This is a genomic window from Flavobacterium pasteuri (assembly GCF_048286615.1).
In the GTDB taxonomy this organism is placed as follows: Bacteria; Bacteroidota; Bacteroidia; order Flavobacteriales; family Flavobacteriaceae; genus Flavobacterium.
This window is the reverse complement of the sequence record NZ_JBLVPN010000009.1, coordinates 129360-150579: the sequence shown is the minus strand read 5'-3', so window position 1 is coordinate 150579 and position 21220 is coordinate 129360. Positions and strand designations below refer to the sequence as shown.

Below are 21220 nucleotides of genomic sequence, written 5' to 3'. Positions count from 1 at the left end.
GTAAACTTCAACACAATAGATATGAAAATATTTAAACCAACCCATAAATTACTGACTGTTATAGTCACTTTATTTATACTTTCCTTTAGCACAAATACTCTGGCTCAGGAAAAAATTCAAATGGTTAGATTGGCAAAAATTAAAGTTGATCCGTTGCAATTGGACAAGTATAATATTGCGTTAAAAGAACAAATGACTACTGCAGTTCGTCTTGAACCGGGAGTGTTAACGTATTACGCCGTTGCTGACAAAACCGAACCATCACACATCACAATACTTGAAATATATGCTGATACAACGGCATACAAATCTCATATAGAAACAACTCATTTTAAGAAATATAAGGAGACTGTTAAAGATATGGTTAAATCTTTGGAACTTGTAGATGTAACTCTAATTGGCTCGGCTAATAAGATGAAAAAATGACCTTCCCAAATAATTAAAGAATATACACTAAAACAACTTGTATATTCTTTGAATTGGAATCATCACTCCTTGTTTTAACATCGCATTTTGTCTGTAACACCCCAAACGGTAGTATCTACTATTTTTTTGGATTCATCATCTTCAAAGAAAATTTTAATTTTTGAATGTTCTAAATTTCCCAATAATAAAGCCCTATTGATATCACTTATTCTGGTTTTTATTTCGTCAACATCGTTAAGAACATCTGTTGTCGGAATTTTAAGAAGAGCGATATCTTCTTTATCGATGATTGTGAATTCTTCTGTCATAATGGTGAAAATTTAACGAATACTAAACTACTTGTATTGTAGTAAAACTTAACCCGTTTTATCAGCTATAAAAGTTTATAAGAAATAAAACCTCTTGTTTTGTTAATGCTAATTTTATATTAATTTTTCTCCAGCACAAAGTATTGCTAGTATTGGCAATTATCTATCCTCTTAGATAACTCCTACATACTTCATTGAAGTTCTTAAAACATAATAGGTCCAAAGATTATTTAAAACCTAAAAAACACGTTACCCCTATTTTCTACTGTTTATAAAATTCACTATTTTTGTAATCTAAAATTTTAGTCATGCCAAACAAGAAATACAAAATAGCGGTCATTCAATTGAATCTTAATGATATTGCCGAAAACAATTTGAAAAAATGTATCAGTTGGGTTCGTGATGCCGCCAACCTTGGTGCCGAAGTTATTTCGTTGCCGGAATTATACAGCAGTCATTATTTTTGTCAGAGCGAAGATGTAGATAATTTTGCTTTGGCAGAACCATTGTATAGTACTTCGTTTATTGCTTTTAGCGCTTTGGCAAAAGAGTTAGGCGTGGTGATTATTGTTCCTTTCTTCGAAAAAAGAATGGCAGGAATTTACCACAATAGTGCGTATATAATTGATACAGACGGTTCAGAGGCAGGATTGTATCGCAAAATGCATATTCCGGACGATCCTCATTTTTATGAAAAATTCTATTTCACGCCTGGTGATTTAGGTTTCAAAACAATTCCAACCAAAAAAGGAAAAGTAGGAACTTTAATCTGTTGGGATCAATGGTATCCAGAAGCAGCACGTTTGACGGCTTTACAAGGTGCTGAAGTGTTGTTTTACCCAACAGCCATTGGTTGGCATCCACAAGAAAAAGAGCAATACGGTGAAAACCAACATGGTGCTTGGATGAGTGTTATGAAAGGCCACGCAGTTGCAAATGGTGTTTATGTTGCAGCAGCAAATAGAATAGGTTTAGAACAATACTTGCCTGATACGGCGGGAATTCAGTTTTGGGGATCTTCGTTTATAGCGGGACCACAAGGCGAAATTTTGGCGCAAGCCTCACACGACAAAGAGGAAATCCTTATTGCTGAAGTGGATTTAGACTTACAAGAAAATGTGCGTCAGAACTGGCCATTTTTTAGAGACAGAAGAATAGACGCTTTTGGTGATATAACAAAAAGAGCAATCGACTAAATCATCTTATATAACAAAAAAAATCCCTGCTGAGAGAAATAATTCTAAGCAGGGATTTATATTTTAAATAAACTTCTAAATCTAATTCAAATCCGGTTGGAATATTTTAACGACACCATCGCCTTCGCTACTTACCACCACTAAACTTCTTTTAGTCGGACTTTTCGAAGCTGGAATAAAAAGTAAACCTTCAGGCGCATCACCCGTTTTAAAAGTCTGTAAAAATTTTGGAGCAGCAGGATTCGAAACATCATACACCATAACAGCATCCACTCTTTCCAATCCAACAAAAAGAATCGTTTTATCGCCCATTTTAGTAACCACAACTGATTCTGGTTCTACTGATTTATCATCACTTCTGGCATCATCATAAACACCAAATTCTTGTGCTTTCTTGTCCAATTCATTTTTACTGTCGAATACTATTTCTCCTGTGTTTCCATTCCAAATTGAGAAAGAACGGGCTCCAAAAGAAACTAATTCATCAAAATCACCATCGCCGTCCGTATCACCCATTTTAGTATTGATATTCAATCTTCCCATGCTAGCTTCTGCTTTTAAAGATGCAGCATTAGGAAATACAATTGGATCCAAAATAACAGACGAACTGCTGATTCTTTTTACATCTACAAAAGCAGAATATTCTCTGGCATCTCCTTCATTTGCAGTGACAAAATAAGGGGTTTTATTGATTTCAAAATTAGTTATAGCATCCGGTTGAAACATTCCTTTTAGTTTCCATGTAGTAGCCAAAACGCCACCATCTTTATCACTGATATCGATAGCATTTTCGGCAAGATTGTAATCTTTGTAGCCTAAAGGAAATACATTCGTGATTGTTTTAGTAGCCAAATCAATTTTAGCCACTCCGTTATTTTCCTGTAAAGTCACCCAAGCCGTTTTTGAATCAGCAGAAATCGTGATGTATTCCGGTTCTATATCAGAGGCAAAATTATTTGTTGGACTTGCAATTCTGAATCCTTTAGTTTTCAGTGTACTCAATTGAGTGCTAAAACTTCCGAAATTTAAAGTCGTTACCGCATAATTAGCATTAACGGCAATAATAGATACAGAACCGTCCGGATCTATCGAATACGTATCATTTGGTTCTCCTTCATTAGCAGTCATGATGAAATTCCCGTCAGGAGAAAATGTAATCATGTCCGGTAAAGCACCAACTGTAATTTCTTTGATGACACTGTAATTCGCAGTATCAAAAACGACCACTTTTCCAGCATCTTGCTTGTTTGGTTTTGCTTCTAAAGCTACTGCTAGCTTTCCATTATAGGTAGCAACACTGTTTGAAGCTCCATTAAACGGTGTTAAATCGATACTTGTTAGAAAAACCGGACTGGATGGATTAGACAAATCAATAACATCAATCCTATTCGTATTACTATTGTTTACAGTAAATAATTTTTTAGAAACTTCATCATAAGCACTTATTTCAGCAGCTCCGGCGCCTCCAATAGTTATCGAACCAATTTCTTTGAAAGTTGCTGCATTTTCATTTACAACCAACTCAGGAGATTCCTCCTTGTTCGAGTCATTTTCGCAACTTGACAAAACTATAATTGCCGCGAGTAGTGTAATACCATATTTTTTCATAACTGTATTTTTAATTTTTTTCAAAAATAACTAGCTGAAACCCGACTAGAATTAACTCAATATTATATAATCATTACCAAAACTATTCTTATAAATTTATGAGTTGGCAAAAATGAATGGTTGCTAACTATTTTAAAATCCTACTGAATGTTTATATTTGCAGTCTTTAAAATTAGAAACGCTGTATGACTACAAATAATAGAAAATTTCCTGCCGAATGGGAAAAACAACAAGGGATTTTACTGTGTTTTCCTCACAACGGTAAGGATTGGCCAGGGAAATACGAAGCAGTTCAATGGGCTTTTGTGGAGTTCATTAAAAAAGTGGCTACTTTCGAACAAGTCTTTTTAGTAGTTGCCGATGATAACCAAAAAGATAAAGTTAATATGATGCTAGAAACAGCACATGTTACGCTAACAAATGTTTCCTACATCATTCATAAAACCAATAGAAGTTGGATGCGTGATTCAGGTCCGATAATCGTTAAAAACGGAACCGAAAGAGAAGCGTTAAACTTTAATTTTAATGGTTGGGCAAAATATAAAAACATTCAGTTGGACAAGTTTGTTCCTGCGAAAGTGGGCGAATTTCTAAATATTCCTGTGACTCAGGTCATGTACAAAGGAAAACCGGTAATTGTAGAAGGTGGTGCCATTGACACCAATGGACGCGGTACTTTATTGACTTCAGAAGAATGTTTGATGCATCCTGATATTCAGGTTCGGAATCCAAATTTCACCAAAGCGGATTACGAAGCGGTTTTCAAGGAATACCTTGGAATTACGAATGTGATTTGGTTAGGCGATGGAATTGAAGGTGACGATACACACGGACATATTGATGATTTATGCCGATTTGTAAACGAAGATACGATTGTGACTATTGTAGAAACAGACCCAACGGATAATAACTACAAACCATTGCAAGACAATTTAAAGCGCTTGCAAAATGCCAAACTGGAAAATAGTAAATCTCCAGTAATTGTAGTTCTACCAATGCCAAAACGCTTGGAATTTGACGGCTTGCGATTGCCAGCGAGTTATGCCAATTTCTTGATTTTAAACAATTGTGTTTTGGTCCCTACTTTTAACGACAGTAATGACCGAAAAGCGTTGAACATCCTTGCAGAATGTTTTCCTGACAGAGAAATCATCGGGATTAGTGCTACTGATTTTATTTGGGGTTTTGGAACATTACATTGCCTAAGTCAGCAAATTCCAGAGTAAATTTAGAATAGAAAAATAGAGTAAATAAAAAAAGACTTGTAGCAATTAAGGCTACAAGTCTTTTTTATTTTATCAAAACCAAAATACTATTTGTCTTTGGTAAATGGTATTTTTTGTCCTTCAGGTATAATCATATCAAATCCGTTTAGGCTGTCATTAAATTCAAATTTAAGCCCAGCTTGTTTCGATTCAAAACTGTTTTTTCCAGTTGGTTCTACTGTAAAACTCGGATAATTTGTTATCAAAACATTTAACGCACCATTTTTCTCTGAAAAAGTAATTTTAAGTGGCGCCATTTTAGTTGAATACGTTCCTAAATAGCCATCCAGAATTACATCTTTTTCAATCAAACCTTTATCTGCAGTCCAAGTGTTATTTGCTGTATTGGTATCCGGTAAAACATGATCAGGATCTATTGTGATACTTTCAATTTCTTCAGTCGAATTGTGTTTAAATGACCAAGCTTTGTTTCTTTGCCAAACTTCAACTGGTAATTTAACACGTGTTAGTTGCCCGCTTTTCGTTTTTACGTCTAAACTTACTGGCATTGCCATTTTTTCTAAGTTTTCAATCGAAATTACAACTCCTTGTTTTGGATCATTTTTAACGTATTTTATCGAATTAATTCCTTGGTCTAAACGCCAATTGTATTGAAACCAACCTCTCCAAAACCAACTCAAATCTTCTCCTGCAACATTTTCAATTGTTCTAAAGAAATCTTCCGGTTGTGGATGTTTGTAAGCCCAACGCTCGATATAAGTTTTCAACGCTAAATCAAAACGTTCCGGTCCAAGAACTTGTTCACGCAAAATCACTAATCCAGAACTTGGTTTAGAATACGCCAAAAGACCTATGTTTTTTTCTTTCATATTATCTGGCGAACTCATTATAGTTTCAAGATTCGGACTTGTATACACTTCCGCTCTTTGATGCATATCCACTGGCTTTTCTTTGTATTCTCCATTATTAAAATCTACTGAGCTCAATGAATTAATAAAAGTATTAAAACCTTCATCCATCCAAGCAAACATTCTTTCGTTTGAACCAACAATCATAGGGAACCAAATGTGTCCAAATTCATGATCTGTAACGCCCCATAAATCCTCACCTTTAGATTCCCAGCTACAAAAAACAATTCCAGGATATTCCATCCCACCTTCGTTTCCGGCAACATTTGTAGCTGCTGGATACGGATATTCTAACCATCTTTTAGAATAATTTTCTATAGAGGCTTTTGTATATTCTGTGGAACGTCCCCAAGCTGCATCACCTGCACTTTCTACAGGATAAACTGAAATCGCTAAAGATTTCTTTCCGCTTGGCAAATTGATTTTTGCTGCGTCTAAAATAAATGCCGCAGAAGAAGACCAAGAAAAATCTCGGGCATTTTTGATTTTATAATTCCAAGTTTTAGTAGCTGTAGTAACTGTTTTTGATGAATTTTCAACTTCGGCAGCAGTGCGGATAAAAACAGTTTTATCACTTTGTTTTGCTTGTGCCAATCTACTTTGCTCTACAGTAGAATAAACTGCTGTAGAATTTAGTAATTCGCCTGATGCAACCACAATATGATTGGATGGCGCTGTAATGCTCACATCAAATTCACCATATTCTAAGTAAAATTCCGAAGCTCCTAAATACGGATTTGTATTCCAACCACGTACATCATCATACACACACATACGTGGATACCATTGCGCAATGGTGAAAATCTTACCGTTTTTAGTTTCTAAAACTCCCATTCTATCTGATCCTTCAAATGGTGCTATAAAAGAAAAGTCGATTTTTATTTTAACAGAACCACCTTTTGCATTTAATCCCTGCGGAAGAAAAACCTGCATTCTAGTATCCGTAATAACATACTTAGCTTCCTTTTCGGTAGAAATACCTTTTACAGTAGTAATTACTTTTACCGATTTTATTTCATGACCACCATCAAAAACTTGGCCTTGAGCCCCATTTCTACTTCCTGTCAAAGGCACAACTGCATTTCCACGGGAATCCGCTTTAAATAAATTTTGGTCTAAGTTCATCCATACAAAAGCCAATTTATCAGGGCTGTTATTCGTATAGGTGATGATTCCTGTTCCAGAAATTTCGTTGTTTTTTTCATCCAATTTTGCCGTTAATTTATAATCAGCATTGTTTTGCCAATATTCAGCTCCAGGTTGCCCACTTGCTGAACGTGTACTTGTTCCATTTTTAGAGTAAAAATGTGGAGCAAAAGCATCATGATAATCGTATTTTGAAACTGCAATACCGGATGCATTTGTTTGGGTTTGTTGCGCCGAGACGGACGTAACTCCTAATAATAAAGCCAAATGTAGCATGACTCTGAAGCGACTGTTTTTCATTTTCTTATGATTTATATCACAAATTAATGAAAAAAAAGAGAATTTTAAACTATTAAGAAAGAATTGATTCCATTTTAAATAAATAAAATCAAGCTTAAACCTAATTAGAATTAAAAATTATGAAATATATTTACGATACAAAATCAATTTTTTAAATTAACGAAGACCAATTTTGACAACTACAATAAAAAACGCAATACTAACCGCTGAAATCAAACATTTTGGCGCTGAATTAATTTCCTTAAAAACTAATCAGAATAAAGAATACATATGGGAAGGAAATCCAGAATTTTGGGGCAAACACTCTCCTATTTTATTTCCAATTGTTGGGACTTTAAAAGATAATTCCTTTCATCATAATGAAATCGAATATCATTTGTCTCGACATGGATTTGCCAGAGACATGGAGTTTGAATTAACTGATGTAACAGATAATAGTGCTACTTTCTCCATACAATCTTCTGAAGAAACATTAAAAGTATATCCTTTTGAATTTGAATTACAGCTGATTTACACATTAGACAAAAACAATTTATCTATTGCATATAAAGTAATTAACAAAGGAAAATGTACGATGCCATTTGCTATTGGAGCGCATCCCGCTTTTGCTTTACCAAATCAATTCGAAAATTATGCTATTGCTTTTGAAAAAGAAGAACCGCTGGAATATTATCTTTTGGAGAATGATTTAATTTCAAATAATACGAAGCAATTAGAAGTTCATAATAAACATATTCCGCTAACGTATGACTTATTCGAAAACGACGCTTTAATTTTCAAAATATTACAATCTGATACATTGACGATTTTAGAAAATGAAAATCCAATTTTGAGAATACATTTTAAAGATTTTCCAAGTTTAGGAATTTGGACCAAAATGAATGCGCCTTTTCTTTGTATTGAGCCTTGGTTTGGTTATTCGGATACTAATGAAAATTCTGGAAATCTATTGGAGAAAGAAGGCATTCAAATTTTAGAATCAAATGAAACTTTTTATTCAAAATTCAGTATCGAAGTCCTTTAATTAAAAAAATAAAATATGTTAACTATAAATTTCAGTCCATTTCCCAATTTAGAAACTGAACGTTTGCTTTTAAGAAGAGTAGATTTTAATGATACAAAGGAGATTTTCGCATTGCGATCTAATCCCGAAACGATGAAATATATTCCAAGACCTTTAGTAAAAACGGATGAAGATGCCCTGGAACATATCGCAATGATTGATAGTAAAATTGATAGTAATGAAGGGATCAATTGGGCAATTACGTTGAAAGACAATTCCAAACTGATTGGAATCATTGGTCATTACAGAATAAAACCCGAACATTATCGCGCCGAAATTGGCTATATGCTATTACCTGAATATCATGGAAAAGGAATTGTTTCTGAAGCAGTGAGAGAAGCTGTAAAATATGGATTCAATAATATGAATTTGCATTCTATAGAAGCAATTATTGCTCCTGAAAATTATGCGTCAGCGAAAGTTTTAGAAAAAAATGGATTTGTTAAAGAGGCTCATTTAAAAGAAAATGAATTTTATGAAGGGCGATTTTTAGACACAGTAATTTATTCTATTTTAAACAAATAGTGTTAATTCCTGTATTCCTTCATGGTGTTAAAATACGTTTAAACTGACAATTTTGACTTTGAACATAAAAAAAAATCAAACATTAATAGCTATATTTGTGGCTGTTTTTAGTTAATATTTCATCCAAAAAAAGTAAAAACCAACGTTTATGAAAAAATTATTTATCGCCGCATTTTTATTCTTTTCCTTTTTATCACAGAGTCAAACATATATAAAAGCAAATGCTTTTACTACTTTATTGACAATTCCAAATATTGGTATTGAAACCAGTATTGGAGAAAAATCAACTTTACAATTTGATGTTTTAGCTTCCTTTTGGCAATCAATAAATGGAAATCCTAGAGAATTTTACTCTTTTACACCTGAGTATAGATACCATTTTAAAGAAAAATACAATGGTTTTTATGCAGGTGCGCATATTGGTGCTAGTGCCTTTAATTTTCAAAAATGGAACTACATAAATAGTGATAAATATGAAAAAGGTTTTGGATATTTCATAGGTTCAACAATTGGATATCAAGTAAAAATCAATAACAAATTTATGTTGGATTGTTTCTTAGGTGGCGGTTGGCATCAAGGTTTTTATAAAGGCTATTTAGTTAGTACAGGAGAACGTTATGACGGAGCTAAAGACTATAATAAAAGTGGCGAATGGATTCCTTACAGAGGCGGTCTAATGATTTCCTATAAATTAAACTAGATTTATTTGGGTAATTTAGTTGCTGATTTTATATATAAATCTTCCACTTGCTTTCTAGCCCAATCCGTTTTTCTTAAAAAAGTTAAACTTGATTTTATGCTTGGATTATCTGTAAAACATTTAATTTTTATCAATTCTCCTAGAGTATCAAAACCATAATAAGCAACTAATTGTTCAACGATTCTTTGAAGCGTAATTCCGTGAAGCGGATCTTTAGATTTTGAGTTTTCCATTTTGCAAATATATTAAAATCGTAAATACTAATTTTTAAAATTATTAAAATGAAAACGTATCTAATAATAATCGCTTTATTTGTTTTACAAATTAGTTTTGGGCAACAAAGTACAACCACATATTACTTTATACGTCACGCTGAAAAAGTAGATAATTCCCAAAATCCTGATTTATCAGAAATTGGTCTTGAAAGAGCTAATCTTTGGAATAAAACATTCTCTGAAATTAGTTTTGATGAAATATACTCAACGGATTATAAAAGGACAATACAAACTGCAACTCCTACTGCTACAGCTAAGAAGATTCAAATTAAACTATATAATCCTAAAACATTAGCAATTGAATCTTTCAAAAAAGAAACGCTTGGTAAAAATATTTTGATCATAGGTCATAGTAACACCACACCTAATTTTGTTAATCAAATTATTAATCAAAAGATATATGCAGATATTGAAGATACTACTTTTGGTAATCTATATATAGTAACAGTAAATAGTGATACTATCACTCACCAACTTCTGAAATTGCCATAAGTTATTGCTAAACCTTTAATTTTTGCTACATTTGCACTATGCTAAAAACAATAAACATATTAAACAAAAGAGCTCGATTTGACTATGAAATAATCGAGACTTTCACTGCTGGAATTGTTTTAGCCGGAACCGAAATTAAATCTATTCGATTAGGGAAAGCAAATATTACAGAAAGTTTTTGTGAATTCAGTAATAATGAACTTTTTGCAATAAATACTTACATTGAAGAATACACTTTTGGTAATCAATTTAATCACAAGGCTAGAAGTGAACGTAAATTACTTTTAAATAAAAGAGAGCTAAAAAGCTTAGCAAGAAGCGTTCAAGCGAAAGGATTGACAATAGTTCCTTTGAAATTGTTAACCAATGAAAAAGGAATGGCTAAACTTCAGATTGGCCTTTGTAAAGGAAAAAAAACCTATGATAAGCGCGAATCTCTTAAAGAACAGGATACCAAACGCGATCTAGACAGAATCAAAAAATCATTTTAAATTAAAAGAAAATTGAAATAAGTTACTTTTTAATTTAAAAAAATGACTAAATTTGTCAAGACAATTACAAACATTTTTAAAAATGAAAACACTACTCAAAAATGCAAGAGAACAAAAAGGACTCAAAACTAGAGAAGTGGCACAACTTTTAGGGATTGACCAAGCCTTGATCAGTAAGTTTGAAAGTGGAACCAGAAAACCTACCAGAGAACAAGTTATAAAACTAGCATCTTTGTTGGAGATTGATTTAGAAACAATAATGGTTATTTGGCTTAAAGAAAAAATTCTTTATGAAATTGGCGAAGATGAATTTGCACTAAAAGCATTGTTAGTTGCAGAAGAAGAAATAAGATATCAAAGCAAACCTTCCAAGAAAAAACTATCTACTACACTTCAGAAAATTTTAGATGAAATAGATAATTTGAAGACTAAACTAGATGGATTTCGTCAGTTTGACAGTTATCGCATTGCACAAGCTTTAGAGCTAGAATATACGTTTGAAAGTAACCGTATCGAAGGCAATACTATGACCTTGCGTGAAACTGATTTGGTTATCAACGAGGGTTTAACGATTTCCGGAAAAAGCATGCGGGAACATCTTGAAGTGATTAATCATCAGGAGGCAATTGCTTACATTAAAGATTTAATGCAAAGAAATAGTTCCATAAATGAACGCGAAGTACTGTCTATTCATAATCTTATTTTGAGAGGAATTCAACCTGAAGATGCCGGACGCTACAGAAAAGTTCAAGTGATGATTCAAGGCAGCAGTCACATGCCACCACAACCCTTTCTGGTTGCCAAAGAAATGGAAGATTTTTTTATTTGGTACGAAACTAATAAATCAACCCTTCACCCGATAGCTTTAGCAGCAGAAATGCACGAACGACTAGTCACTATTCATCCATTTATTGATGGAAACGGCAGAACTTCACGTTTAGTAATGAACTTAGTTTTGTTGCAACATGGCTACATTATAGCAAATATAAAAGGAGATTATGAAAATAGAATGCGCTATTATCAAACGCTGGAAACAGCTCAAACTAAAAATAATAAAGAAGATTTTTTGTTATTCATTGCTCAAATAGAAAAAGAAAGCTTTGAGCGATATCTAAACATTATCGGTCAATAAAATTCATCTTCTGCTCCTTTCCCCTTGGGAAGAGTTGAGGATGGCATTTTAATTTTTATCTTCTAATAAAGGAACGAATCGAAATTCGCCAAACTCGTGTTTTTCAAATTGAGTTTCATTTTTCCTTATTAACAAAGTCATAATTTGTACCTCTTCACCTAATGGAATAACAAGCCTTCCTCCTATTTTTAGCTGTGCCATCAAAGGTTGTGGAATAAATGGAGCGCCCGCAGTAACAATGATACTATCAAAAGGAGCGTAACTTGGTAATCCTTTATAACCATCTCCAAAAGAAAGATGTTTGGGACGAATGTTCAGCTTTGGAAATAAATTAGAAGTTTGTTTAAACAATTCTTTTTGTCTTTCAATACTAAATACTTTGGCTCCTAACAAACATAAAACGGCTGTTTGATACCCTGAACCTGTTCCTATTTCTAAAATTTTATGCTCTTTTTTTACTTCTAATAATTGAGATTGAAAAGCTACAGTGTATGGTTGCGATATCGTTTGACCAGCTCCAATAGGAAATGCTTTATCTTGATAAGCATAATCTTCAAAACTGGAATTCAAAAATAAATGTCTTGGAATCTTTTTTATCGCCTCCAAAACACTTTTATCAGTAATCCCTTTTTGCTCTAAAACGCTTACTAATTGATTCCGAAGTCCTTGATGCTTGGCTGTGTCTTTCAAAATTTATTATTTTATTTTGGTAAAAATAGAAAAGAATTTCTGAATTCAAATGTTGGATTTTAAATTTTAAATTAACTGAATAATTGTCTCATATCAATAATAGATTAATCATTTTATTGCTATTTTTGTAAAAATTATATCGTTATGTTGAAAATTGGAGTATTAGGTGCTGGTCATCTAGGAAAAATACATTTGCGTTTATTACAACAATCTGATAAATATGAATTAGTTGGTTTTTATGACCCAAATCAAGAGAATGCCGAGAAGGTTTCTAAAGAATTTGGTTATAAACATTTTAGCACAATTGCAACTCTTATTCATGCAGTTGATGTAATTGATATTGTAACACCAACTCTTTCTCACTACAAATGTGCCAAAGTAGCCATCAAATCCGGCAAGCATGTTTTTATTGAAAAACCCATTTCAAATACGGTTGAAGAAGCCGAAGAAATTATCGCTTTGGCAAAAGAATATAATGTAAAAGGTCAAGTTGGGCATGTAGAACGTTTCAATCCGGCATTCATCGCTACCAAAAACATGATTGAAAATCCCATGTTTATAGAAACCCATCGTCTTGCTGAATTTAATCCTCGTGGAACCGATGTTCCCGTAGTCTTGGATTTGATGATTCATGATATTGATGCTATTTTGAGCGTTGTAAAATCTAAAGTAAAAAATATAAATGCCAGTGGCGTTTCGGTTATCAGTGATACACCGGATATTGCCAATGCAAGAATAGAGTTCGAAAACGGTTGTGTTGCCAATTTAACGGCGAGCCGAATTTCTATGAAAAATATGCGTAAATCTCGTTTTTTCCAGAAAGACGCTTACATTTCAGTAGATTTCTTAGAAAAGAAATGTGAAGTGGTAAAAATGAAAGATGCTCCGGAAGTTCCTGGTGACTTTGATATGATTTTACAAAATGCCGAAGGTGTAAAAAAACAAATTTACTTCTCCAATCCAGATGTAGAACAAAATAACGCAATTCTTGACGAACTGGAATCTTTTGCAGATGCCATAATCAATGATACAGAACCTGTTGTTACATTGGAACAAGCAACTGAAGCACTTAGAGTGGCGTATCAAATTATTGATTGCTTTAAAAAGTAATCTTTAAATCCTAAAAATCAAAATATTTTAATCCAAAATAAGAATGAAAACAATAGCCGTAATCGGAGCAGGAACAATGGGAAATGGAATCGCCCATACTTTTGCACAAAGTGGTTTCACCGTAAAATTAATAGATGTTTCAGAGAAATCATTAGATAAAGGAATGGCAACAATCGCCGCTAATTTAGACCGAATGATTGCAAAAGGGAGCATCACACAAGAAGACAAAGCTAAAACGATCACCAATATTATCACTTATACAGATATTAAAGATGGTGTTGTAGGAGTTGATTTAGTAGTTGAAGCCGCAACTGAAAATGTTGAATTAAAACTAAATATCTTCAAGCAATTAAACGATGCTTGTTCACACAATACGATATTGGCTACCAACACTTCTTCCATTTCGATTACTCAAATTGGAGCTGTTGTGGCACATCCAGAACGTGTTATCGGTATGCATTTTATGAATCCGGTGCCAATTATGAAGTTGGTGGAGATCATCCGCGGTTATAATACTTCTGACGAAGTAACAAAAATCATCATGACTCTTTCTGAGAAATTAGGAAAAACTCCTGTTGAAGTAAACGATTATCCTGGTTTTGTTGCTAATAGAATTTTGATGCCAATGATTAACGAAGCTATCGAAACCTTATACAATAAAGTGGCGGGCGTTTATGAAATTGACACTGTTATGAAACTTGGAATGGGTCACCCAATGGGACCTTTGCAATTAGCAGATTTTATTGGTCTTGATGTATGTTTAGCCATTTTAAATGTAATGTACGACGGTTTCAAAAATCCAAAATATGCTCCTTGCCCGTTATTGGTAAATATGGTTCGTGCAGGAAAAATGGGGGTTAAATCCGGTGAAGGTTTCTATGATTATTCTGAAAGCAAAAAAGCAGAGAAGATTTCTAAACAATTTATATAGTTATAATATTCAAAAGTCGAGAGTCTAAAGTCACTTACTTTAAACTCTCGACTTTTGGCTTTTAACTTTTGACATAATTATGGCTAAAATAGTTCCTTTCAAAGCAGTTCGTCCTACTCGTGATAAGGTTTGTCTCGTCACTTGTCGTTCTTATGAAGAATATGTAAATGCTGAATTAGCAGCACAATTGGATTTCAATCCGTTGTCATTTTTACACATTCTAAAACCTGCTTACACCAATCAGGAAACTGTGTCTTTCGAAAAAAGATACCGACAGGTACATCAAAAATATGAGGATTTCAAGAATGAAATAATTCTTGTAAAAGATAAAAAAGCCGCAATTTATATTCATAAAATTGTTACCAAAACACATTCATTCACAGGGATTATTGCGGGAACAAGTGTGGCAGATTATTGTAATGATATTATCAAAAAACACGAAGATATTATTGCTTTTAGAGTCCGATTACTCAAAGACTACATGAAATATTCAGAGTTCAATACGGAACCTGTTTTAATGACATATCCAGATAATAAAACCATAGAAAACTGGATTTTTAATTGTACCCAAAAATTAGCTGATTTTGAATTTTCAACCACAAAAAAAGAGATTCATTATCTATGGAAAATTGAAGATGGATTAGAAATCAATTGGCTTCAAAATATATTTGAAAAAACAAACAATCTTTATATCGCTGACGGTCATCATCGTACCGAAGCACTAAGATTATTATCTGAGGAAAATGATGATCCAGAAAACACTGCAAAAAATCATATTCTGAGCTATTTAATTTCTGAAAATAACGTCAAAATATATGAATTCAATCGTTTAGTAAAAGATTTAAACGGTTTATCAAAAGAAGATTTCATCAAAGAATTAGAAAAGGATTTTATTCTTGAAAACAAATTCCAACAACCTTTTCAGCCTTCTCAAAAGCATCAGTTCGGAATGTATCTTGACAATGCCTTTTATAGCTTAATTTTACGAAAAGAAAATGAAGTTTTCAAAACTGCTTTGGATAGTCTTGACACACAAATTTTATACAAAAAAGTACTACTGCCTATTCTTGCCATTAAGGATTTACGCAATGATGAGCGAATAGAATACCTTTCAGGAAAACAATCCGTATTGGAAGTAAAAAACAAAATTGATCAAGGAGAATTTGAAATTGGTTTTATTCTATTTCCATCAAATATTGGAGAAATAAAAGCTTTGGCTGATGCCAATTTGATAATGCCTCCAAAAAGTACGTATATTGAACCAAAGTTTAGAAGCGGATTAGTCGTTTATGAACTTTAGGTATCCATAACGATTTAAAATCAAAACATTAAAATGTCAATAAAAAATAATTTACTCCATATAAAAGCTACATTACCGGAACATGTAACCCTAGTTGCGGTTTCTAAAACTAAACCTGTTTCAGATTTAATGGAAGCTTATGAAGCTGGTCAACGCATTTTTGGAGAAAACAAAATCCAGGAAATGGCGGAGAAATGGGAACAAATGCCCAAAGACATTCAATGGCACATGATAGGTCACGTTCAAACAAATAAAGTTAAATTTATGGCACCTTTTGTGAGCTTGATTCATGGTGTTGATAGTTTGAAATTACTACAGGAAATAAACAAACAAGCACTCAAAAACAATAGAATTATAGATTGCTTACTACAAATTTATATTGCGGAAGAGGAAACTAAATTTGGTCTTGACGAGGAAGAACTTGCTTCACTCCTATCCTCGAGTGAATTTCATGAAATAAAAAACATTAGAATCGTTGGATTAATGGGAATGGCTACTTTCACAGACAATAAAGATCAAATCAAGAAAGAATTTTTGCATTTGAAAACAATTTTCGACACGACAAAAGAACTGAAAACTGAAAACTGCCAGCTAGAAACTATCTCAATGGGAATGTCAGGAGATTATCAACTTGCAATTGAATGCGGAAGCACTATGGTTCGGATTGGAAGTAGTATCTTTGGAGGAAGATAATTTGTATTAACAAAATTCAATTTCAATAAAAATGCAAGCAAACGAACCTAATTTTGACAAAATCTACAATTTTGAAGACCGTTTAGTTAGATTTGCAGGTGAATGCATTTTCTTTGTTAGAAAATTAGAAAAATCTTATGAAATTGATTATTACAAAAACCAACTGATACGATCATCCGGAAGTTCTTCACTAAATTATGGAGAGGCTCAAGGAACGATAACAAATAAAGATTTTATATTTAAGGTTTCTCTTTCCGTCAAGGAGCTTAAAGAGTCCAGAAATTCATTAAAAGTTCTGGATTATATAAAAACAGGAGATTTAGAAGAAAGAAAGTGGCTTTTGACAGAAGTTGAAGAACTAATAGCTATCGCTTCAAAAATGATAAACAATAAAAAATAATTCAATTACAATTACAATGGCAATTACAATATTTTTTCAATAGCAATTACAATAGCAATTACAATATTCAATTTTTTAGTTTTTTAAAATTGATATTTGCTTTTAATATTGACTTTGTTATTGAAATTGATTTTTGAAATTGACATTGCTATTGATTTTTGAAATTGACATTGAAAATGTACGCAATACTAGACATAGAAACCACTGGAGGACAATTCAACGAAGAAGGAATAACTGAAATCGCCATCTATAAATTTGATGGACATGAAGTTGTAGATCAATTCATCAGTTTAGTAAATCCAGAAATTCCAATACAACCCTTTGTAGTAAAACTTACTGGAATTAATAATGCCATGTTAAGTTCTGCTCCAAAGTTTTTTGAAGTTGCAAAACGCATCATCGAAATGACAAATGACTGTGTTATCGTAGCTCATAATGCCTCATTTGATTACAGGATATTAAGAACTGAATTCCGCCGATTAGGATATGATTTTGAAGCCAGAACACTTTGTACGGTCGAATTATCAAAAAAATTATTACCAGAGCAACCTTCCCATAGTTTAGGGAAACTCGTTCGTGCCCTTGGAATCCCAATGGCTGATAGACACCGAGCCAGTGGTGATGCTTTGGCAACTGTCAAATTATTCAAAATTCTTTTAGAAAAAGATTTAGAGAAAGAAATTGTAAAAGATTTTATAAAGCTGGAAATCGAAAAAGGAATTGCCCCAAAATTACTGGATATTGTGGCTAGCTTACCTGCAAAAACTGGTGTTTATTATATCCACAATGAAAAAGGGAATTTGGTTTACATTGGCAAAAGCCGAAACATAAAAAAACGTATCAACCAGCATTTTACTGGGACTTCCACAAAATGCAAAAAAATACAAGCCGAAGTTTTCACAGTTACGTATGATGAAACTGGAAGTGAATTGATTGCATTATTGAAAGAAAGTGAAGAAATAAAAATCAACAAACCCATTTATAACAGAGCGCAACGAAAAAGCATTTTTCAACTGGCTTTGTATGCTGAAAAAGATAAAAATGGGTATCTCAACCTAAAACTTCAAAAAGCTGATGGTCGAAAAAAAGAAATCACCTCCTTTACTTCCCTGCAAGAAGGCAAAAATGCGTTGTTCAGAATCACTTCCCATTATAACTTGTGCCAAAAACTTACCGGTTTATATGTTTCTAAAACAAACTGTTTTCAATACAATATAAAAGAATGTGATGGAGCTTGTGTTGGTGAGATTTCACCTGAAGAATATAACGCAAGAGTTAAAGGATTTATAGATAAAAATAGTTTCGAAAATCAAAATATGGTATTGGTTGACCGAGGTAGAACCATCAATGAGCGAAGCGCCGTTTTGATTGAAAACGGAATTTATAAGGGCTATGCTTTCTATGACTTAAACTATCAAATCAACAATATCGAAATTCTTAAAAATATTATCATCCCCATGCAAAATAATAGGGATACTCGTAATATTATTCAAAGTCATGTTCGAAAAAGTAAAACATTGAAGATTGTTAAATTCTAATCGTATGCTAATAATTACAAAATAATTATGCAAAAGTCAAAATTTGACGCTTTTAGACACAGAACTAATGTCGTAATTTACGGAACCAACACAGCTTCCGGACGATTATTTGATCTTATTCTTTTAGGCGTCATTCTAGTTAGTGTCGTTATAGTTATGCTCGAAACGGTCAAAGGTTTTGATACAAAGTACCATTATGATCTCATTGTATTGGAATGGATTATTACAATTTTCTTTACTTTAGAATACATTCTTAGAATAATTTCTATAAAAAAACCCTTAAAATACATTTTCAGTTTCTATGGTATAATTGATTTGATAGCGACATTACCCATGTATTTCTCCCTATTTTTTGTTGGAACCAGTGTTTTAACAGTTGTTAGAGCTTTACGATTGTTGAGATTATTCAAAATTTTGAAACACCCACAATTCTCCAGCCAATCCACGCATCTAAAAGAAGCGTTGATTGCCAGCAGAGGAAAAATACTTATTTTCATTTACTTCATGTTAATCAGCAGTGTAATCATTGGCTCAGTAATGTACGTCGTTGAAGGAGAAGAAGGTGGTTTTACCAGCATTCCCATCAGTATTTATTGGACAATCGTAACACTTACAACAGTTGGCTATGGAGATATTTCTCCTATAACTCCGCTAGGACAAGCCATCGCCTCGGTAGTTATGATAATGGGTTACGGAATTATTGCTGTTCCTACAGGAATTGTTTCAGCTGAATTTGCAAACAGTAACCGTAAAAAACTAACAGAAAATAAAATTGATCCCTGTGCTAATTGTGGTACTGAAGGACATGAACATAATGCAAAATACTGCTATCATTGTGGTAAAGATTTAAAATAATATTAATTTGAAGCAATTCCAGCTGTACACTACAACTCCTCGTTATTCCAGTTGTTTTTCTAAGGCATAAAAGGAGCTTCCTCCAGTCGCTCTTTTATACCAAGAAAAACTAACTTCCATAACTCCGGGGTTTCCGTTTCCATCTGGGCTAAAAAAATATGAAATACTTAATCACTATCGTCGGACCTACAGCTATCGGGAAAACTTCCCTAAGCATTGTTTTAGCTAATTATTTCAAATGTGATATTGTTTCCTGCGATAGCCGGCAGTTTTTCAAGGAAATGACCATTGGAACTGCTGTACCAAACAAAGCCGAGTTAGCAGCAGCTACCCATCATTTTATCCAAAACAAATCCATATTCGAGAATTATACCGTTGGTGATTTCGAGAAAGAAGCGATTGCAAAACTTGATGAATTATTTTTAAGCAATGATTACGTGATTCTCGTTGGCGGTTCCGGATTGTATGTTGATGCAATTCTAAAAGGTTTTGATGAATTTCCCGAAATAGATGCTTCAGTTCGTATTGAAATAAATACGAACTATGAAAAACTGGGAATTGGATATTTACAGCAAAAACTCGAAGTTTTAGATCCAGATTATTATAAAAGCTTGACTACCGAAAATCCACAAACTTTGCAAAACCCGCAACGAATGATGCGTTTCGTCGAAGTTTGTATAGGTGCTGAAAAACCGTACTCTTCTTTTTTAAACCAGAAAAAAAACAGCCGAAACTTCACTCCTATCTTAATCGGTCTGGAAGCTGACAGAAAAATCATTTACAACCGAATCAATCTACGCGTTGATATAATGATGAATGAAGGACTTCTTGCTGAAGCAAAAACGTTATTCCCAAATAAAGAATTGAATGCACTTCAAACTGTGGGTTACAGAGAGTTATTCAGTTATTTTGACAGAGAAATTTCACTAGAATTTGCCATCGATGAAATAAAGAAAAATACCAGACGATTTTCTAAACGCCAATTGACCTGGTTCAAAAGAAATGAAAACACCAAATGGTTTGATTTTGAAACTCCATATGAAACTATTGTGGAGTACATCAATTCAAAAAAATAATTCAATAAATCTTATATTTAAAAATACAAATTCATAATTATTTATATGCCTATCTCTCCAAATTTCACTTCAGTATTAAACAAAGACTGGGAAATCAATTTTACACAATGCGCACCAAACGGTTTTTTAAAATACACTGATTTATGTAATATTTTACAATTAACGGCTGCTGCACATTCAGAGATTGGCGGAATCAGTTTTACGGACATGCAGGAATTTGACCAAGCATGGGTTTTAAGCAGAATGCGTGTTGAAATCTCTAAATTACCTAAATGGGGTGATACGGTAACTGTAAAAACATGGATCAATTCCCTAGAAAACTCCCGTTCCGTTCGGGCGCTCGAAATGCACGTAAATGGAGAAAAAATTGTGGGTTCAGAGACATTTTGGGCAGTTTTTAATACTAAAAAGCGTCGACCGGAAGGATTGGCTTTACCGTTTCAACATTTTGAATTATATCCCGAAAAAAGAGCTACTCTTGAAGGTTTTTCTAAAATAAATTTCAATCATGAGAAAGAAATAGTTTTTGAAAAAAGTGTGTTTTTATCCGATTTAGACATTGTAAATCATGTTAATAATGTCAAATATCTAGAATGGTGTATGGATCTTATTGATGAGAAATTAATTCTAAATCAAAAAATTAAAAGTTTTGAGATGAATTTTTTAAAGGAGCTATCACTAAAGGATAAAGTGATTATTCACGAAAGTATCTCCGAAAAAGAAACTGTTTTTAGTATTACAAAAGACGACAAAACAAGTTTTGCTTTACAATTGAACTGGAAATAAACATCTTTTTAATCCATAAAAAAAGCCTCAATTTCTTGAGGCTTA

At 33.1% G+C, this 21220-nt stretch carries 23 protein-coding genes; 18 read left to right on the top strand and 5 right to left on the bottom strand.

All coding sequences use genetic code 11. The features are described 5' to 3' along the window. Nucleotides 1-21: 21 nt before the first annotated feature. Nucleotides 22-426, top strand: coding sequence for a putative quinol monooxygenase (locus ACNQF6_RS13880; protein WP_417966507.1), 405 nt, complete (start codon nucleotides 22-24; stop codon nucleotides 424-426). Nucleotides 427-500: 74 nt separating this feature from the next. Here the strand turns inward: ACNQF6_RS13880 and ACNQF6_RS13875 are convergent, their stop codons facing one another. Beyond that, nucleotides 501-734 carry a hypothetical protein gene (locus ACNQF6_RS13875; protein WP_417966506.1) on the bottom strand — a complete coding sequence of 78 codons (234 nt, stop codon included), beginning with the start codon at nucleotides 732-734 and terminating at the stop codon, nucleotides 501-503. Nucleotides 735-1042: 308 nt separating this feature from the next. Here ACNQF6_RS13875 and ACNQF6_RS13870 point away from each other — a divergent pair, with 308 nt between their 5' ends. Beyond that, complete coding sequence (locus tag ACNQF6_RS13870; RefSeq protein WP_039110633.1) at nucleotides 1043-1930, top strand: carbon-nitrogen hydrolase; 888 nt, start codon at nucleotides 1043-1045, stop codon at nucleotides 1928-1930. 81 nt (nucleotides 1931-2011) lie between these two features. Here ACNQF6_RS13870 and ACNQF6_RS13865 read toward each other — a convergent pair whose 3' ends face one another. Beyond that, nucleotides 2012-3538, bottom strand: a complete 1527-nt coding sequence (locus ACNQF6_RS13865; RefSeq protein ID WP_417966505.1) for a choice-of-anchor I family protein — start codon at nucleotides 3536-3538, stop codon at nucleotides 2012-2014. Between the two features lie 185 nt (nucleotides 3539-3723). Between ACNQF6_RS13865 and ACNQF6_RS13860 the strand changes: the two genes are divergently transcribed. Next, entirely contained in the window at nucleotides 3724-4764 is a 1041-nt protein-coding gene (locus ACNQF6_RS13860) for an agmatine deiminase family protein (protein ID WP_417966504.1), read from the top strand. 86 nt (nucleotides 4765-4850) lie between these two features. Here ACNQF6_RS13860 and ACNQF6_RS13855 read toward each other — a convergent pair whose 3' ends face one another. Beyond that, nucleotides 4851-7118: a M1 family metallopeptidase gene (locus ACNQF6_RS13855; RefSeq protein ID WP_417966503.1), complete on the bottom strand. Its 2268-nt coding sequence runs from the start codon at nucleotides 7116-7118 to the stop codon at nucleotides 4851-4853. A 172-nt stretch (nucleotides 7119-7290) separates the two neighbouring features. Between ACNQF6_RS13855 and ACNQF6_RS13850 the strand changes: the two genes are divergently transcribed. The 3 genes from ACNQF6_RS13850 (at nucleotide 7291) to ACNQF6_RS13840 (ending at nucleotide 9406) form a co-directional block, all read left to right on the top strand. Further along, a complete protein-coding gene (locus ACNQF6_RS13850) occupies nucleotides 7291-8142 on the top strand; it encodes an aldose 1-epimerase family protein (protein WP_417966501.1) in 852 nt (283 codons plus the stop codon). A 15-nt stretch (nucleotides 8143-8157) separates the two neighbouring features. Beyond that, a complete protein-coding gene (locus ACNQF6_RS13845) occupies nucleotides 8158-8706 on the top strand; it encodes a GNAT family N-acetyltransferase (protein WP_417966500.1) in 549 nt (182 codons plus the stop codon). 148 nt (nucleotides 8707-8854) lie between these two features. Next, nucleotides 8855-9406 carry a DUF3575 domain-containing protein gene (locus ACNQF6_RS13840; RefSeq protein ID WP_417966499.1) on the top strand — a complete coding sequence of 184 codons (552 nt, stop codon included), beginning with the start codon at nucleotides 8855-8857 and terminating at the stop codon, nucleotides 9404-9406. 2 nt (nucleotides 9407-9408) lie between these two features. Here the strand turns inward: ACNQF6_RS13840 and ACNQF6_RS13835 are convergent, their stop codons facing one another. Next, a complete protein-coding gene (locus ACNQF6_RS13835) occupies nucleotides 9409-9639 on the bottom strand; it encodes a VF530 family protein (protein WP_417966498.1) in 231 nt (76 codons plus the stop codon). A 48-nt stretch (nucleotides 9640-9687) separates the two neighbouring features. Here ACNQF6_RS13835 and ACNQF6_RS13830 point away from each other — a divergent pair, with 48 nt between their 5' ends. From ACNQF6_RS13830 to ACNQF6_RS13820, 3 genes are all read left to right on the top strand, one after another. Then, the gene (locus ACNQF6_RS13830) at nucleotides 9688-10173 is read left to right on the top strand and encodes a phosphoglycerate mutase family protein (protein WP_417966497.1); all 486 of its coding nucleotides are present in this window, start codon (nucleotides 9688-9690) and stop codon (nucleotides 10171-10173) included. Nucleotides 10174-10211: 38 nt separating this feature from the next. Beyond that, complete coding sequence (gene smpB, locus ACNQF6_RS13825; protein WP_417966496.1) at nucleotides 10212-10664, top strand: SsrA-binding protein SmpB; 453 nt, start codon at nucleotides 10212-10214, stop codon at nucleotides 10662-10664. 82 nt (nucleotides 10665-10746) lie between these two features. Next, nucleotides 10747-11796 carry a Fic family protein gene (locus ACNQF6_RS13820; protein WP_417966494.1) on the top strand — a complete coding sequence of 350 codons (1050 nt, stop codon included), beginning with the start codon at nucleotides 10747-10749 and terminating at the stop codon, nucleotides 11794-11796. A 48-nt stretch (nucleotides 11797-11844) separates the two neighbouring features. Here ACNQF6_RS13820 and ACNQF6_RS13815 read toward each other — a convergent pair whose 3' ends face one another. Then, nucleotides 11845-12486, bottom strand: coding sequence for a protein-L-isoaspartate(D-aspartate) O-methyltransferase (locus tag ACNQF6_RS13815; protein WP_417966493.1), 642 nt, complete (start codon nucleotides 12484-12486; stop codon nucleotides 11845-11847). Nucleotides 12487-12630: 144 nt separating this feature from the next. Between ACNQF6_RS13815 and ACNQF6_RS13810 the strand changes: the two genes are divergently transcribed. The 9 genes from ACNQF6_RS13810 to ACNQF6_RS13770 all read left to right on the top strand — a co-directional run bounded on the left by ACNQF6_RS13810 (nucleotide 12631) and on the right by ACNQF6_RS13770 (nucleotide 21175). After that, nucleotides 12631-13596 (top strand): Gfo/Idh/MocA family protein, encoded by a 966-nt coding sequence (locus ACNQF6_RS13810; RefSeq protein ID WP_282717068.1) that lies wholly within the window; start codon nucleotides 12631-12633, stop codon nucleotides 13594-13596. A 43-nt stretch (nucleotides 13597-13639) separates the two neighbouring features. Further along, nucleotides 13640-14527 (top strand): 3-hydroxyacyl-CoA dehydrogenase family protein, encoded by an 888-nt coding sequence (locus ACNQF6_RS13805; RefSeq protein WP_417966492.1) that lies wholly within the window; start codon nucleotides 13640-13642, stop codon nucleotides 14525-14527. 79 nt (nucleotides 14528-14606) lie between these two features. After that, nucleotides 14607-15827, top strand: coding sequence for a DUF1015 domain-containing protein (locus ACNQF6_RS13800; protein WP_417966491.1), 1221 nt, complete (start codon nucleotides 14607-14609; stop codon nucleotides 15825-15827). A gap of 33 nt (nucleotides 15828-15860) precedes the next feature. After that, nucleotides 15861-16520 (top strand): YggS family pyridoxal phosphate-dependent enzyme, encoded by a 660-nt coding sequence (locus ACNQF6_RS13795; protein WP_417966490.1) that lies wholly within the window; start codon nucleotides 15861-15863, stop codon nucleotides 16518-16520. Nucleotides 16521-16551: 31 nt separating this feature from the next. Beyond that, the gene (locus ACNQF6_RS13790) at nucleotides 16552-16920 is read left to right on the top strand and encodes a four helix bundle protein (protein ID WP_417966489.1); all 369 of its coding nucleotides are present in this window, start codon (nucleotides 16552-16554) and stop codon (nucleotides 16918-16920) included. Nucleotides 16921-17096: 176 nt separating this feature from the next. Then, nucleotides 17097-18458, top strand: a complete 1362-nt coding sequence (locus ACNQF6_RS13785; RefSeq protein ID WP_417966488.1) for an exonuclease domain-containing protein — start codon at nucleotides 17097-17099, stop codon at nucleotides 18456-18458. A gap of 27 nt (nucleotides 18459-18485) precedes the next feature. After that, nucleotides 18486-19313 (top strand): ion transporter, encoded by an 828-nt coding sequence (locus tag ACNQF6_RS13780; protein ID WP_417966487.1) that lies wholly within the window; start codon nucleotides 18486-18488, stop codon nucleotides 19311-19313. A 158-nt stretch (nucleotides 19314-19471) separates the two neighbouring features. Beyond that, a complete protein-coding gene (gene miaA, locus ACNQF6_RS13775; protein ID WP_417966486.1) occupies nucleotides 19472-20389 on the top strand; it encodes a tRNA (adenosine(37)-N6)-dimethylallyltransferase MiaA in 918 nt (305 codons plus the stop codon). 45 nt (nucleotides 20390-20434) lie between these two features. After that, complete coding sequence (locus ACNQF6_RS13770; protein WP_417966485.1) at nucleotides 20435-21175, top strand: acyl-[acyl-carrier-protein] thioesterase; 741 nt, start codon at nucleotides 20435-20437, stop codon at nucleotides 21173-21175. Nucleotides 21176-21220: the final 45 nt, after the last annotated feature.